This window comes from Pseudomonas sp. G7(2022) (assembly GCF_052660475.1).
In genome coordinates, this window is record NZ_CP109659.1 from 5,412,164 (window position 1) to 5,427,901 (window position 15,738).

The window sequence follows — 15,738 nt, forward strand, 5'->3', positions numbered from 1 at the left end:
CGCGCCACACGACACAAAGCATAGACAGCCGCCCTGCCCGCGGCCCGGTCCCGTGAAACCGGGGTTTATTCCAAATATTGTGCAAAAACTCACGGAACCCTCGGAACGTGCCTAAACTCCAAACTGCGCGGCTGGAACTAATACCGGCCCACTGGCTTCGTCTGGATCTGTTTCGTACAGAGCTTGGGGGCCAGAACCCTGTCCATTGGTATGCACACAAAGAGAACAAAGCTATGAAACGGATTCTTCTCGGTACTCTCTTCACCGCTGTATCCATCAACGCAATGGCGCAAGCTCCAGGCGGCCCGGATTGCGGCTGGGGCAACATGCTGTTCGAAGGTCAGCGTGGCACTCCGGCTCACTTCCTGGCATCCACCACCAACGGCACCTCCGGCAACGCCACGTTCGGCATGACATCCGGTACCAACGGTTGCTCCACCAACGCCTCGCTGACCTATGGCGGCAAATCCTGGTTTGCCATGAATGGCATGATGAACGAGCTGTCCGAAGACATGGCAAAAGGCAACGGCGAAGCGCTGACGACCTATGCCGTGGTACTGGGCGTGGCGCCGGAAGACCGTGCGCACTTCGCCGCCGTCACTCACGAGCACTTTCAGCAGATCTTCAGCAAGGCTGACGTGACTGCCGAAGACGTGCATACCAACACCCTGGCCGTGCTGAAAGCAGACCCTCGTCTGGCCAAGTACGCCACTCAGGCTTAAGCTCGGCCCCACCCGCTTCTTTCGGGAAGCGGGTTTTATTTTTTCGGCCCGCCCTTCCTTGGGTCTTTTGTTTCTTTCGACTTAAGTTGCCACCTATGCTCAAACGCCTTGCCTGGCTGGCGCTGTGTGTCTGCGCCCCGCTGTCCGCCGCGCCTCACATCGACCCTCAACGTTTGCAGCAACTGGCCAGCGACCGCTTCTGGATTTCCCTCGGTCATTACGAAACCGCCAAGCTCGGTGGCTGGCGCAGCTACGTCAGCGACAAAAAATTCTTCCTCGCTCCCGATGGCAACGAACACCCCGACCATGAACTGGCCGCCACCGTGCAAGCGCTGTACGCCCCCGCCCGTCTCGGTGAGCAACACGCCCAGTGCGTCTACCCGGCACGCACCCGCTGGCTGAAAGATCAACTCAACCTGACCGACCTGCCGACACCGGACTGCAGCGAATTCAAGAAGTGGTTCAAGGACGTCTCGCCCCACAGCGCGGTGATGATTTTCCCGGCGGCCTATCTCAACAGCCCGTCGTCGATGTTCGGTCACACCCTGCTGCGTATCGACCAGGCTGACGTACAGAGCGACAAGACGTCGCTGCTCAGTTACGCGATCAACTTCGGCGCCTACATCGAAGGTTCGGACAACAGCATTCTTTACGCCTGGAAAGGCCTGATGGGCGGTTATCCGGGGCTGTTCGCACTGGTGCCCTATCAGGAAAAACTCTCGGAATACCGCAGCCTGGAAAACCGCGACCTGTGGGAGTACCGGCTCAACCTGACGCAAGCAGAAACCGCACGCATGGTCGAGCATGTGTGGGAGTTGAAGCAGATTCAGTTCGACTATTTCTTCTTCGACGAAAACTGTTCCTATCGCCTGCTCGAACTGTTGCAGGTGGCACGCCCGAGCCTGCGCCTGACAGAACAGTTCCCGCTGACGGCGATCCCCACCGACACCGTCAAGGCGGTAAAGGAGTCCGGGCTGGTAGAGAGCATCGAATACCGCCCTTCCCGCGAGCGTGAATTGCTCAGCCGCGCCGAGCCACTGACCGGCCAAGAACAAGACTGGGTACAGAAAGTCAGCGCCGACCAGCAGCATTTGCAGGATCCAGCCTTCCAGGCCCTGCCCCGCGACCGCCAAGCGCTGATCATCGACGCCGCGTATCGGCTGGAACGCTACCGCGCCAACGGCCAGGAGCGTGATCCACAGCGAGCGCAGCGCAGTTTCGAACTGCTGCGGGCGATCAACAAGAACCCGGCGCCGGAGCTGCAAATCCCACAACCGGGCCTGCCCGAAGACGGCCACGAATCGCGCACCTGGCAGGCCGGTCTCGGCACGCGCGGAGACCGTGCGTTCGGCGAGTACGGCTTGCGCATGGCCTATCACGATCTCAACGACAACGCCGAAAGTTTCCCCCTCGGCGCGCAGATCGAAATCCTGCAGATGAAGCTGCGCCAGTACGAAGGCAATCACTGGCAATTCCAGCAGCTGGATCTGGCGACCATCCGCTCGCTGACGCCGCGCAATGCGCTGTTGCAGCCGCTGTCGTGGCAAGTTACCGGTGGCCTTGAACGTGTACCGGGCAAGCATGACGACGAAAACCTGGTCAGCCACGTCAATGGCGGCGGTGGCGGAACCTGGGCGCTGGGTGACGATGTGCTCGGTTTTGCCCTCGGCACGGTGCGCGTTGAACACAACAATGATTTCGCCGAATTCGTTTCCCCGGCAGGCGGTTTCAATACCGGCGTGCTTTGGAAGAACCCGTTGGGCAATCTCAGTGTGGAGGCCAAGGGCGATTACTTCTTCAATGGTGAAGTGCGCCGCAGTCTGAGTCTGAACCAGCAGTGGGAATTGTCGCGCAACCTCGGCTTGCGCCTGAGTGCCCAGCGCGAGTTCAGCCATCTGGCAACGCCGGAGACCGAGGTGATGCTGGAAGTGAAGTGGTATCACTACTGAGGTTTTGATCTTTCTTTCACGCCCCATCGACGAATCCGCTTCTAGACTTTCCCTATCAGCCGTTTGACGGCCCGGGAGAGTGTGATGTGGCGGTGTGCGGGGTTTGTGGGCGTGTTGCTGTTGCTGGGTGGCTGTCAGAGCACCCACGAAGACCTGATTGCCAAAGGTTATCCACCGGCGTTCGCCGACGGTTTCGATGACGGTTGCATCAGCGGTCGTCAGGCAGCCGGCTCGATCAGCGGCGAGTTTCGCAAGAACGTGCCGCGTTATCTCAAGGACAAGCAATACGCCGAAGGCTGGAGCGACGGTTTCCGGCAGTGTCAGGCGATGCTGGAAAACAAGGATCGCGAACAGTATCGCAACGAACACTGGGACGAACGCGAACGCGCCTGGCAGCAGGAAAAGGACCAGGGTGCCGCGCGGGCCTATCGTTCGCAGTAGGTCGTTTCCAGACATCCGGTGAAACCAAATGCCTGCGACCATGGCCCAACGGTTGTAACAGGAGCCCATCATGAGTCGCGCCTTCGTCAACGAAGACAACGCCGCTGCGCAAGCCGATCAGCCAGTCGAACGGCAGATCAGCACGCAGCCCAATTACGTCACGCCACAAGGACTTGCCCAGTTGCAGGCGAAAGTTGCCGAGCTGCAGGCGCTGCACACAGAAGAGTCCGCAAAGGGCGAACAGGCCGACAAACAGCGGCTGGCTGATCTCGAACGGGATTTGCGTTATTTCAATCAGCGGGTCGGCAGCGCTCAGGTCGCACCAGCTCCGACGTCCAACGAAAAGGTGCAGATCGGCAGTTGGGTCACCTACGCCGACGAACACAACACCGAGCGTCGGGTGCAACTGGTCGGCGAAGATCAGGCCGATGCCGCCAACGGCCTGATCAACTGGGCCTCACCGCTGGGCCGCGCGCTGCTTGGCGCACGACTCAACGACGAAGTGCTGTGGCAGCGTCCGGCCGGTAATCAACTGATCGAAGTGATCCGTATCGACCTGTCTTAAACCACTCCTTGCGCCAACATCGCGTCGGCGACCTTGACGAACCCGGCGATGTTCGCGCCTTTGACGTAGTTGATCCGGCCGTTTTCCTCACCGTAATGCACACAGGCGTGGTGGATCGACTGCATGATCGCGTGCAACTTGTTGTCTACCTCACCCGCCGTCCACAACAGGCGCATGGCATTCTGCGACATTTCCAGGCCGCTGACTGCCACACCGCCGGCATTCGATGCCTTGCCCGGCGCAAACAGAATGCCCGCCTCGATAAAGATATCCACAGCCTCAAGGGTGGTCGGCATGTTCGCGCCCTCGGCCACGCACACACAGCCGTTGCGCAGCAGGGTGCGGGCAGCTTCGGCGTCGAGTTCGTTCTGGGTCGCGCACGGCAGCGCGATATCGCACGGCAACGACCATGGCAGTTGACCGGCGCGGAACTCCAGGCCGAATGCCGTCGCCAGTTCGCTGATCCGCCCACGCTTGACGTTCTTCAGTTCCAGCAGCGCCAGCCACTGCTCTTCGCTCAGACCCGCTTCGCAATACAGCGTGCCTTCGGAGTCGGACAGGGAAATCACCTTGCCGCCCAGGTCCATCACTTTGCGAGCGGCGTATTGTGCAACGTTGCCGGATCCGGAAATCGCCACGCGCTTGCCTTCGACGGTCTGCTCGCGGCGCTTGAGCATTTCTTCGGCGAAGTACACGCAACCGAAACCCGTGGCTTCCGGGCGGATCAGGCTGCCGCCATAGGTCATGCCCTTGCCGGTCAGCACGCTGGTGAACTGGTTGCTCAGGCGTTTGTACTGACCGAACAGAAAACCGATCTCCCGTGCGCCGACACCGATATCGCCGGCCGGCACGTCCACGTCGGCGCCGATGTGCCGGTACAGTTCGCTCATGAATGCCTGGCAGAAACGCATGACTTCGGCGTCGCTCTTGCCCTTCGGATCGAAATCCGAACCGCCCTTGCCGCCGCCCATGGGCAGCGAGGTCAGGGCGTTCTTGAAGGTCTGCTCGAAGGCGAGGAATTTCAGCACGCCCAGATTCACCGAAGGGTGGAAGCGCAAACCGCCCTTGTACGGGCCGATGGCGCTGTTCATCTGGATGCGGAAACCGCGATTGACCTGGACCTTGCCCTGATCGTCGACCCACGACACCCGGAACACCACCGCCCGCTCCGGCTCGCAGAGGCGCTCCAGAATTCCCGAGGGCAGATAGTGCGGATTGGCTTCGAGAAACGGCCACAGGCTGCGCAGGACTTCTTCAACGGCCTGGTGGAATTCGGGCTGATCCGGATCGCGTTTTTTCAGACGGGCGAGGAAGGATTCGACGGATTCGATCATGGGAAAAGTCTCGGCAAATGTGTTGTCGTTGGAAGAGATTGAGCCGGACTGTAACAAACGATATGTACACAGCAACAGAATAAAATGTCGCATTTATGAAAACAAATAGTACACAGGCTGTAATTTCAGACCTGCATCGACTGTTAATCCGCCATCGCTGGCAAGCCAGCTCCCACAGAGTTTGCGCCTTGCCTTGGACGGGTGAGCACCGCAGAAATTGTGGGAGCTGGCTTGCCAGCGATGAGGCCGGCGCAGTATTGCAGGCAAAAAAAAGCGGAGCCCGAAGGCTCCGCTCTTTCATGCAACCAACCTGTAATCAGGCCAGTTTCTTGTGGCGTACCCGGTGTGGCTGGGCCGCCGCTTCGCCGAGACGCTTTTTGCGATCGGCTTCGTACTCGGTGTAGTTGCCTTCGAAGAACACCGCTTGCGAGTCGTCTTCGTACGCCAGGATGTGGGTCGCGACGCGGTCAAGGAACCACCGATCGTGAGAGATCACAATGGCGGCGCCCGGGAAGTCCAGCAGGGCTTCTTCCAGGGAACGCAGGGTTTCAACGTCGAGGTCGTTGGACGGTTCGTCGAGCAGCAGGACGTTGCCGCCCTCCTTCAGGGTCAGCGCCAGGTGCAGACGACCGCGCTCACCACCGGACAGGTCCTTGACGAACTTCTGCTGATCGCCGCCCTTGAAGTTGAAGCGACCGACGTAGGTACGCGACGGGATCTCGTAGTTGCCGATGCGGATCTGGTCGGAACCGTCGGAGATCTGCTGGAACACGGTCTTGCTGCCGTCCAGGTCTTCGCGGCTCTGGTCGACGCAGGCCAGTTGCACGGTGTCGCCGATCTCGATGCTGCCGGAGTCCGGAGTTTCCTTGCCCATCAGCATGCGGAACAGGGTCGACTTACCGGCACCGTTACCGCCGATCACGCCGACGATGGCGCCCTTCGGCATGGAGAACGACAGGTTGTCGATCAGGACGCGATCGCCGTAGCCCTTGGTGACGTTCTTGAACTCGATGACCTTGTCGCCCAGGCGCGGACCGGCCGGGATGTAGATCTCGTTGGTTTCCGAACGCTTCTGGAATTCCTGAGACTGCATTTCTTCGAAGCGTTGCAGACGAGCCTTGGATTTCGACTGACGGGCCTTGGCGCCTTTGCGCACCCACTCCAGTTCTTCCTTCATGGCTTTTTCGTGAGCCGATTGCTGCTTGGATTCCTGGGCCAGACGATCGGACTTGGCTTCCAGCCAGCCCGAGTAGTTGCCCTCGTAAGGAATGCCCGCGCCGCGGTCGAGTTCCAGAATCCAGCCGGCGACGTTGTCCAGGAAGTAACGGTCGTGCGTGATCGCGACCACAGTGCCCGGGAAGTCGTGCAGGAAGTGTTCGAGCCACGCAACGGAGTCGGCGTCCAGGTGGTTGGTCGGTTCGTCGAGCAGCAGCATGTCCGGGGCGGACAGCAGCAGACGGCACAGGGCCACACGACGTTTTTCACCACCGGACAGGTGTTCGACCCTGGCGTCCCAGGCCGGCAGGCGCAGCGCATCGGCGGCGACTTCCAGTTGACGCTCCAGGTTGTGACCGTCGCTGGCCTGCAGGATCGCTTCGAGCTTGGCCTGTTCGGCGGCCAGCTTGTCGAAGTCGGCGTCCGGGTCGGCGTAGGCGGCGTAGACCTCGTCCAGACGCGCTTGCGCATCCTTGATCACGCTGACCGCTTCCTCGACCACTTCACGCACGGTCTTGGTCGGATCCAGTTGCGGCTCTTGCGGCAGGTAACCGATGTTCAGTTCCGGCATCGGGCGTGCTTCGCCTTCGAACTCGGTGTCGACGCCGGCCATGATTTTCAGCAGCGTGGACTTACCCGAACCGTTGAGGCCGAGGACGCCGATCTTGGCGCCCGGGAAGAAGGACAGCGAAATGTTTTTCAGGATTTCCCGCTTCGGCGGAACAACTTTGCCCAGCCGATGCATGGTGAAGACGTATTGAGCCATGGAGAACCTTGGGTCAGTGACTGATGAATGATTGGGACACAGGCAATGCCCGGCCAGACCGTGCGCGTCGTTCACTGGAAGATATCAATGCGTGCGCGCGGAAAGTCTAGGAGCTGGAACGCTCCCGCGTAACCGGCAAAGCTACCTTAATGACAGAAGGCAGTCCAGCCGAGCGGGGCTGGCACTTCGCCACAACTCAAGGCATGCTAGCCGCCCTTTGGGCGTCCGGCTTATAGTGCACGTCGCGCCAGTCCAGCCAGACCGCAGGATTACAGCTTGTCCAACGTCACTCCGCCAGCCTCTGTGAGCAGCACCCAACCGGCGCCCGGCTCGTCCCTGCGCGGAACATTGAAAGGCGCGCTGGCGACTTTGGTGCTGTTGCTGCTGGCGCTGCTGTTCTGGCAACTGCTCGACCAACTGGGTGAAACCCAGAAAAACCAGCGCCAGTACACCATCGACTACACGGCCGATCTCGCTTCGCAAGTCAGCCTGAACATGTCGCTGAATGCGCAGATCGCCCTCAATCTGCTACCGATCGTCGAACAGCCGCAGTCCGCCGACGAACAACAGGCATTGCTGCGCAAGCTGCAGAAATCGCTGCCTGACCTGCAGAGCATGGCCTTGCTCAGCCCGTCGGGAAAAATCCTCAGCGACAGCGCCACAGACAGCAAGGACGCCGACTACCTCAGCGATCTGGTCCGCCGCAGTCACGCCCAGGCGCACTACTTCAGCAACGCCGACGACGGTTCCGTGGTGCATCTGTTGCTGCATCAGGCCAGCGGCAACACTCGCGGTTACTGGGCACTGCGGCTGACACCCACCTTTTTCAGCGCACTGACCAAACAGGGCGAAACCGGCATCCGTCCTCTCTGGCTGGTGGAAAATCGCATCAACCATCAGATCATCAGTCGCGACGAAGCAATGCCCATCGGCAGCACCAGCGTCCTGACCCCGGACGATCTGGCCAACAGTGTGCTGACCGTGCCGCTGAGCAGCAGCGACTGGCAACTGCGCGGCCTGTTCGACCGCCAGCATGTGCTCGAACAACTGCTGCCGGCGTTCATCGGCAAATGCCTGTTGGGTCTGGCGCTGTCGCTGCTGCCGTTCATCGCGTTGCTCAACATGCGCCGTCGTCAGCGTCAGGTGCATGAAGGGCGTCGGCGTTATCAGGATATTTTCGAAGGCACCGGCGTGGCGTTGTGCGTGCTGGATCTTTCGGGGCTCAAGCAGGTTTTCGAGAAAGCCCAGATCCAGACCAGCGACCAGCTCAAGGCCTGGCTCGACCAGCCGGCGCGGCGCCAGCAATTGCTTAACGAACTGCGGATCACCGAGGTCAACCAGGTCGCGCTGCAACTGCTCAACGTCAATTCCTGTGACCACGCCTGGCAACTGTTGATCGACGGTCAGCCGCACAGTCAGTGCGCCATCGGCAATCAGGTACTCGACGCCGTGCTCCAGCAGCAAAAGCAGCTGGAACTGGAAATCAAACTGCCGGACATCAATGGCCGCGACCAGCATCTGTGGCTGGTGCTGCGCCTGCCTCAGGAACAGCACGATTACCAGGCCGTGATCCTGAGCATCAACGACATCACCAGCCGCAAGCTGATCGAATTGTCGCTGCTGGAACGCGAAGGCTTCTGGTCGGACGTGGTGCGCACCGTGCCGGATCACCTGTACGTGCAGGATGTGATCAGCCAGCGGATGATCTTCAGCAACCACCACCTCGGCCAGACCCTCGGTTACAACCGCACCGAACTGCATCAGATGGGCGAATACTTCTGGGAAATCCTCCTGCACCCGGAAGACGCCGACTACTATCACCGCTCGCGGCAGATGCAGCGCCACGCCGGCTACAGCCAGTTGCTGCAATGCCAGTTGCGTTTCCGCCACCGCGACGGCAAGTGGCGGCGCTTCGATATCCGCGAACAGGCGCTGGCCCGGGACAAGCACGATCAGGTGACGCGAATCATCGGCGTGGCCAAGGACATCACCGAGCAGATCGAGGCCAGCGAATCGTTGCGCGACAGCGAACAGCGCTACCGGATGCTCGCCGAAAGCATCAGCGACGTGATCTTCTCTACCGACAGCAAACTCTCGCTCAACTACGTCAGCCCGTCGGTGCAAGCGGTGCTGGGCTACGACGCCGAATGGATTTTCCAGAACGGCTGGCAGTCGACCATCGCCAACCCGCAGCAGCTCAACGGCATCTACCACCTGATGGACCGGGTCAGCAAAGCCCTGGACAAGCCCGAGCAACTGGCAACCCTGCGCAGCCAGGTGCAGACCCAGATGTTCCTGTTCGACTGCCTGCGCGCCGACGGCCGCAAGATCCCGATCGAACTGCGTCTGGTGCTGGTGTGGGACGAACACGGCGCCTTCGAAGGCGTGCTCGGGGTCGGTCGCGACATCAGCCAGCAACGCCGTGCCGAAAAAGATCTGCGCATGGCGGCTACGGTATTCGAGCATTCGACCTCGGCGATCCTGATCACCGACCCGGCCGGTTACATCGTCCAGGCCAACGAGGCGTTCAGCCGGGTCAGTGGCTACGCGGTGAGCGAAGTGCTCGACCAGTTGCCGAACATGCTGACCGTCGACGAACAGCAGGACGCGCACCTGCGCTACGTGCTCAAGCAGTTGCATCAGCACAGCACCTGGGAAGGCGAAGTCTGGCTCAAGCGCCGCAATGGCGAGCACTACCCGGCGTGGGTCGGCATCACTGCGGTGCTCGATGACGAGGGCGATCTGGCCAGTTATGTGTGTTTCTTCAGCGACATCAGCGAGCGCAAGGCCAGCGAGCAACGGATTCACCGCCTCGCCTACTACGACGCCCTGACCCACTTGCCGAACCGCACGCTGTTCCAGGATCGCCTGCACACCGCACTGCAATCGGCCGACCGGCAGAAGTCGTGGGTGGTGCTGATGTTCCTCGACCTCGACCGTTTCAAACCGATCAACGACTCCCTCGGTCACGCCGCCGGCGACCGCATGCTCAAGGACATGGCCACGCGGTTGCTGGCCTGCGTCGACGATGACGACACCGTGGCGCGGATGGGCGGCGACGAATTCACCCTGCTGCTGCAACACCGCTCCAGCCGCGAGATGGCGCTGAACCGTGCGATACATGTCGCCGAGCAGATTCTTGGCAGTCTGGTGCGACCGTTCGTGCTGGAGGGCCGCGAGTTCTTCGTCACCGCCAGTATCGGCATCGCCCTGAGCCCGCAGGACGGCAACGAACTCAGCCAGTTGATGAAGAACGCCGACACCGCGATGTACCACGCCAAGGAGCGCGGCAAGAACAACTTCCAGTTCTATCAGGCCGACATGAACGCCAGTGCGCTGTAGCGTCTGGAACTGGAAAGCGACTTGCGTCACGCGCTGGAGCAGAACGAATTCGTGCTGTATTACCAACCGCAGTTCAGCGGCGACGGCAAACGCCTGACCGGTGCCGAAGCCCTGCTGCGCTGGCGTCATCCGCGTCGCGGGCTGGTGCCGCCGGGGGATTTCATCCCGGTGCTCGAAGAACTCGGGCTGGTGGTGGACGTCGGCGACTGGGTCATCAGCGAGGCCTGCCGTCAGCTCAAGACCTGGCACCAGAGCCGCGTGCGCGTGCCGAAGGTCTCGGTGAACATTTCCGCCCGGCAGTTCTCCGACGGCCAGCTCGGCACGCGGATCGCCACCATCCTCAAGGAAACCGGCCTGCCGCCGGCGTGCCTGGAGCTGGAGCTGACCGAAAGTATCCTGATGCGCGAAGTCAGCGAAGCGATGCAGATCCTGGCCGGCCTGAAGAACCTGGGCCTGAGCATCGCAGTCGACGACTTCGGCACCGGTTACTCATCGCTGAACTACCTCAAGCAATTCCCGATCGATGTGCTGAAGATCGACCGCACCTTCGTCGACGGCCTGCCGTCCGGCGAGCAGGACGCGCAGATCGCCCGGGCGATCATCGCCATGGCCCACAGCCTGAATCTGGCGGTAATCGCCGAGGGTGTGGAAACCCATGAACAGCTGGACTTCCTGCGCGAGCACGGTTGCGACGAAGTTCAGGGTTATCTGTTCGGGCGGCCGATGCCGGCCACTCGCTTCGAGGCGCAATTCAGCAATGATGCGCTGTTCATGTTCGACTGAAGATCTGCGGCGCGGCCTTCGCGAGCGAGCTCGCTTCCACAGGGATTGATGTCGATCACGTAATCGCAGGCTGGCCTCGGTTATTGTGCGAACCGGCTGGTCAACGAAAAGGCCGGCACGGACGCCACATATCTGGTCATGAACGCCACTTGTCTGCGACATGATGTCGTTTCATATGCCATCCAAAACCCGATGGGTTAGAATGCCCCCCTTTTCTGCCCCCGATCCTTGAGGACCGCCATGTTCAGCCGTGATTTGACTATTGCCAAGTACGACGCCGATCTTTTTGCCGCCATGGAGCAAGAAGCCCAGCGCCAGGAAGAACACATCGAGCTGATCGCTTCGGAGAACTACACCAGCCCAGCGGTGATGGAAGCTCAAGGCTCGGTTTTGACCAACAAGTACGCCGAAGGCTACCCGGGCAAGCGCTACTACGGTGGTTGCGAGTACGTCGACGTTGTCGAGCAACTGGCCATCGACCGCGCCAAGGAGCTGTTCGGCGCCGACTACGCCAACGTTCAACCGCACGCCGGCTCCCAAGCCAACGCCGCTGTTTACCTGGCCCTGCTGTCGGCCGGTGACACCATCCTGGGCATGAGCCTGGCCCACGGTGGTCACCTGACCCACGGCGCCAGCGTTTCCTCCTCCGGCAAGCTGTACAACGCCATCCAGTACGGCATCGACGCCAACGGCCTGATCGACTACGACGAAGTCGAGCGTCTGGCTGTTGAACACAAGCCGAAAATGATCGTGGCCGGTTTCTCTGCCTACTCGCAAATCCTCGACTTCCCGCGCTTCCGCGCCATCGCCGACAAGGTGGGCGCCTACCTGTTCGTCGACATGGCTCACGTGGCCGGTCTGGTCGCCGCTGGCGTCTACCCGAACCCGGTTCCGTTCGCTGACGTCGTGACCACCACCACCCACAAGACCCTGCGCGGTCCACGTGGCGGCCTGATCCTGGCCAAGGCCAACGCCGACATCGAGAAGAAGCTGAACTCCGCCGTATTCCCGGGCGCCCAGGGTGGCCCGCTGGAGCACGTGATCGCCGCCAAAGCGATCTGCTTCAAGGAAGCACTGCAACCTGAGTTCAAGGCTTACCAGCAACAAGTGGTGAAGAACGCCCAGGCCATGGCCGGCGTGTTCATCGAGCGCGGTTTCGACGTGGTTTCCGGCGGTACTGAAAACCACCTGTTCCTGCTGTCGCTGATCAAGCAGGAAATCTCCGGTAAAGACGCCGACGCCGCTCTGGGCAAAGCGTTCATCACCGTGAACAAGAACTCCGTGCCAAACGACCCACGCTCCCCGTTCGTTACCTCCGGCCTGCGCTTCGGTACTCCGGCTGTGACCACTCGCGGCTTCAAAGAGGCTGAGTGCAAGGAACTGGCCGGCTGGATCTGCGACATCCTGGCTGACCTGAACAACGAAGCGGTAATCGACGCCGTACGTGAGAAAGTCAAAGCCATCTGCAAGAAACTGCCGGTATACGGCGCTTAATTGCGACGTTAAAAACGCAGCATGAAAAACCGGCCAGTGATGGCCGGTTTTTTTTCGTCCGCAAAAAAGTTTCCAACTGGAAATAGCTCAAGGTCGGGGCATTGCGCCCAACTGGTCAGACCGGTCATGCCAATTCGTCACTTTTCACTTGCGATCCGTAAAAAACAGGGCCTAGACTGCACCCGCACTGGACATACCGGTAAGACCACAATAATTAAGTCCTGAATCTGATGCGCCCCGCGCACGGCAGCCAGGACACCGACCAGGATTCCTCCCATGCTCAGATGGTGCTCGCGTTCAATCTTCCTCCAAGTGGTTCTCGGACTGATGCTCGGCATCGTCTGCGGGCTGACCCTTCCTGAATACTCGGCCCAGCTCAAACCGCTCGGCGACGGTTTCATCAAACTGATCAAGATGCTCATCGGTCTGATCGTGTTCTGCGTGGTGGTCAGCGGCATCAGCGGCGCCGGCGACCTGAAAAAGGTCGGGCGCATCGGTCTCAAGTCGGTGATCTACTTCGAAGTACTGACCACCATCGCCCTGGTGATCGGTCTGGTGTTCGCCTTCACCACCGGGATCGGCAGCGGCGCCAATATCCATCTGGAGCAACTGTCCGCCGCCGACATGGGCGACATCGCCGAACGCGGCCAGCACCTGCACACCACGACCCAGTTCCTGATGGACCTGATCCCGACGTCGGTGCTCGGCGCCTTTGCCGACAACAACATCCTGCAAGTGCTGCTGTTCTCGGTGCTGTTCGGCAGCGCGTTGAATCTGGTGGGTGAAGCGGCTTCCGGGATCTCGCGGCTGATCAACGAGCTGAGCCATGTGATCTTCCGGATCATGGGCATGATCGTGCGTCTGGCGCCGATCGGCGTGTTCGGCGCCATCGCCTTCACCACCAGCAAATATGGCCTCGATTCGCTGCAACACCTGGGCAGTCTGGTCGGCCTGTTTTATCTGACGTGCATCGCGTTCGTCAGCGTGATTCTCGGTCTGGTAATGCGTGCCTCCGGCCTGCGCATGTGGCCGCTGCTCAAGTACCTGCGCGAAGAACTGCTGATCGTCATGGGCACCGCCTCCTCCGACGCCGTGCTGCCGCAAATCATGCGCAAGCTTGAACATCTGGGCATCGGCAGCTCGACCGTCGGGCTGGTGATTCCCACCGGTTACTCGTTCAACCTCGACGGTTTTTCGATCTACCTGACCCTGGCCATCGTGTTCATCGCCAACGCCACCGGTACGCCGCTGGCCATGACCGATCTGCTGACGATTTTGCTGGTATCGCTGATCACCTCCAAAGGCGCCCACGGCATTCCGGGGTCGGCACTGGTGATTCTGGCGGCCACGCTGACGGCCATCCCGGCGATCCCGGTGGTCGGTCTGGTACTGGTGCTGGCGGTGGACTGGTTCATGGGCATCGGCCGGGCGCTGACCAACCTGATCGGCAACTGCGTCGCCACCGTGGCCATCGCCCGCTGGGAAAAGGACATCGACGTGCAGCGGGCGAACAAGGTGCTCAACGGCGAGCAGGGCTATAACTTTCAGCCGAGAAAAAACGTCGCTCAAGCGGCGGCCAAAGAATTCTGAATGAGCGCCGTGCCTGCGCCAATGCAGGCACGGCTCATGGAGCGAACACGTGATTACTACATCAACCGTCGTCAACTCAGTGGTGGAAAAACTCAGGGCCGCACTGGCCCGTGGTCAGTGGCGCTGCGGCGAGATGCTGCCGGGTCAGCGCGAACTGGCCGAACAACTGGGCATCAGCCGCCCGAGCCTGCGCGAAGCGGTGATCGTGCTGGAAACCCTCGGCTTGGTGCGCTCGATGCCGGGCAAAGGCGTGGTGGTCCTCGACACCCAGGCCAGTGACAGCCAAAGCCACGACAGCGCAGTGGCCGGCGCCAGCCTCGAGGACGTGCTGCAACTGCGCTACACCCTCGAGCCATTCATTGTCGGTCTGGTGGCGCAGTCGATCAGCAGCAAGGAAGTCGGGCAACTGCGCCTGACCTTGATGGACATGCGCGAAGCCCTCGAAGCGGGCGACAGCGAGGCCGGGGTCAGCGCCTACATCGCCTTCCACGAGGAATTATTCACCCTGACCTCGAACCCGATTTTCCAGAGCGTGGTGCAACAGACCAGCAATGCCCTCAAGCAAAGCGCCGAAGTGCTGCGCAATTCGCCGGAGCACCTGGCCGAACGCCTTGAGGAAAACGAAGCCGTGGTACGCGCGATCCGCAGCAAGAACAGCGCCCAGGCCAGCGCCGAAATGCGCCGGCATATCCTGCGCGAGGGCCAGCGCATGGGGATCGAGCTGAATATTCCGGATGACAACCTGAGCCACTGAAACGCCTCACACTGGAGACCGGCCATGAACAGTCTTGCCACGCCGTCGCACCCTCGCCCGACCTCGGCGGCCCTGCCCTTCTCCCGCCTGCAAACGCCGGTGGACGACCTCTATCCGCGACTGTTCGACGCGATCCTCGAACAACGCCTCGATGCCGCCAGCCGTTTTACCGAAGAGAGCCTGAAGCAGATGTTCGGTGTCAGCCGCGCCGATGTGCGTCGGGTGCTGACCCAACTTTCCCACGAGCAGATCATCGTGCTACGGGCCAACCATCGGCCACGGGTTGCTGCGCCGGACGCCGAACAGACGCGCCAGGCCCTTCACGCCCGACGCCTGGCCGAGACCACGCTGGTGCGACTGGCTTGTCAGCATGCGCAGGCTGATGATCTGAAACGTCTACGCGCCTTGATCGAACGCGAGCGCCAGGCCGTGGATAAAGATCGACGGGGGGCGGCGATTCGCCTGTCTGGAGAGTTTCATTTGCAGTTGGCGAAGATGGCGCGGAATGCACCGTTGGCGCATTTTCTCGGCACGCTGGTGCCGTTGACCTCACTGGCAATTGCGCGATGCGATAAGCAGACGCACAGATGTTGCGCATGGGATGAGCACCTTGAAATTGTCGAGGCGGTGGAGCGCGGAGATATTTCAAAAGCCGGCATGCTGATGAATCGGCATCTGGATCACCTTGAGCAGACGTTGCTGGGTTCAGAATCTGGATATTGTGTTGCTGGTTAGAACGCCTTCGCGAGCAAGCCCGCTCCCACAATGAACTGCATTCCTCCT

The 15,738-nt window shown here is 60.9% G+C and carries 10 protein-coding genes and 1 pseudogene; 9 read left to right on the plus strand and 2 right to left on the minus strand.

The annotated features are described in order from the left end of the window. The first annotated feature begins 233 nt into the window (after positions 1-233). The 4 genes from NE357_RS24785 (at position 234) to NE357_RS24800 (ending at position 3,677) form a co-directional block, all read left to right on the plus strand. Positions 234-722, plus strand: coding sequence for a DUF3015 domain-containing protein (locus NE357_RS24785; protein ID WP_007950971.1), 489 nt, complete (start codon positions 234-236; stop codon positions 720-722). A 95-nt stretch (positions 723-817) separates the two neighbouring features. After that, on the plus strand, positions 818-2,671 hold the full coding sequence (locus tag NE357_RS24790) for an Lnb N-terminal periplasmic domain-containing protein (protein ID WP_169431989.1): 1,854 nt from the start codon (positions 818-820) through the stop codon (positions 2,669-2,671). Positions 2,672-2,755: 84 nt separating this feature from the next. Then, the gene (locus NE357_RS24795; protein ID WP_169431990.1) at positions 2,756-3,112 is read left to right on the plus strand and encodes a hypothetical protein; all 357 of its coding nucleotides are present in this window, start codon (positions 2,756-2,758) and stop codon (positions 3,110-3,112) included. Between the two features lie 70 nt (positions 3,113-3,182). Further along, entirely contained in the window at positions 3,183-3,677 is a 495-nt protein-coding gene (locus NE357_RS24800; RefSeq protein ID WP_169431991.1) for a GreA/GreB family elongation factor, read from the plus strand. Here the strand turns inward: NE357_RS24800 and gdhA are convergent. Together gdhA and ettA are read right to left on the minus strand one after the other, a co-directional pair. Then, on the minus strand, positions 3,674-5,011 hold the full coding sequence (gdhA, locus tag NE357_RS24805; protein ID WP_169431992.1) for an NADP-specific glutamate dehydrogenase: 1,338 nt from the start codon (positions 5,009-5,011) through the stop codon (positions 3,674-3,676). The genes NE357_RS24800 and gdhA overlap by 4 nt on opposite strands. 316 nt (positions 5,012-5,327) lie before the next feature. Then, positions 5,328-6,992 (minus strand): energy-dependent translational throttle protein EttA, encoded by a 1,665-nt coding sequence (gene ettA, locus NE357_RS24810; protein WP_169431993.1) that lies wholly within the window; start codon positions 6,990-6,992, stop codon positions 5,328-5,330. 276 nt (positions 6,993-7,268) lie between these two features. Between ettA and NE357_RS24815 the strand changes: the two are divergent. The 5 genes and pseudogenes from NE357_RS24815 (at position 7,269) to NE357_RS24835 (ending at position 15,690) form a co-directional block, all read left to right on the plus strand. Then, positions 7,269-11,117 (plus strand): annotated as a pseudogene (locus NE357_RS24815) (bifunctional diguanylate cyclase/phosphodiesterase). A gap of 240 nt (positions 11,118-11,357) precedes the next feature. After that, on the plus strand, positions 11,358-12,611 hold the full coding sequence (glyA, locus tag NE357_RS24820; protein WP_007950978.1) for a serine hydroxymethyltransferase: 1,254 nt from the start codon (positions 11,358-11,360) through the stop codon (positions 12,609-12,611). Positions 12,612-12,887: 276 nt separating this feature from the next. Then, on the plus strand, positions 12,888-14,201 hold the full coding sequence (locus NE357_RS24825) for a C4-dicarboxylate transporter DctA (protein WP_169431995.1): 1,314 nt from the start codon (positions 12,888-12,890) through the stop codon (positions 14,199-14,201). Between the two features lie 49 nt (positions 14,202-14,250). Then, a complete protein-coding gene (locus tag NE357_RS24830) occupies positions 14,251-14,955 on the plus strand; it encodes a FadR/GntR family transcriptional regulator (RefSeq protein WP_169431996.1) in 705 nt (234 codons plus the stop codon). A gap of 24 nt (positions 14,956-14,979) precedes the next feature. Next, positions 14,980-15,690, plus strand: a complete 711-nt coding sequence (locus NE357_RS24835; protein ID WP_169431997.1) for a GntR family transcriptional regulator — start codon at positions 14,980-14,982, stop codon at positions 15,688-15,690. Positions 15,691-15,738 lie beyond the last annotated feature (48 nt).

What these genes read in the sequence shown, in the direction of transcription:
- glyA (WP_007950978.1), top strand. Translation starts at nt 11,358, where the DNA reads ATGTTCAGCCGTGATTTGACTATTGCCAAGTACGACGCCGATCTTTTT.
- NE357_RS24835 (WP_169431997.1), top strand. Translation starts at nt 14,980, where the DNA reads ATGAACAGTCTTGCCACGCCGTCGCACCCTCGCCCGACCTCGGCGGCC.
- NE357_RS24800 (WP_169431991.1), top strand. Translation starts at nt 3,183, where the DNA reads ATGAGTCGCGCCTTCGTCAACGAAGACAACGCCGCTGCGCAAGCCGAT.
- NE357_RS24790 (WP_169431989.1), top strand. Translation starts at nt 818, where the DNA reads ATGCTCAAACGCCTTGCCTGGCTGGCGCTGTGTGTCTGCGCCCCGCTG.
- ettA (WP_169431993.1), bottom strand. Translation starts at nt 6,992, where the DNA reads ATGGCTCAATACGTCTTCACCATGCATCGGCTGGGCAAAGTTGTTCCG.
- gdhA (WP_169431992.1), bottom strand. Translation starts at nt 5,011, where the DNA reads ATGATCGAATCCGTCGAATCCTTCCTCGCCCGTCTGAAAAAACGCGAT.
- NE357_RS24795 (WP_169431990.1), top strand. Translation starts at nt 2,756, where the DNA reads ATGTGGCGGTGTGCGGGGTTTGTGGGCGTGTTGCTGTTGCTGGGTGGC.
- NE357_RS24825 (WP_169431995.1), top strand. Translation starts at nt 12,888, where the DNA reads ATGCTCAGATGGTGCTCGCGTTCAATCTTCCTCCAAGTGGTTCTCGGA.
- NE357_RS24785 (WP_007950971.1), top strand. Translation starts at nt 234, where the DNA reads ATGAAACGGATTCTTCTCGGTACTCTCTTCACCGCTGTATCCATCAAC.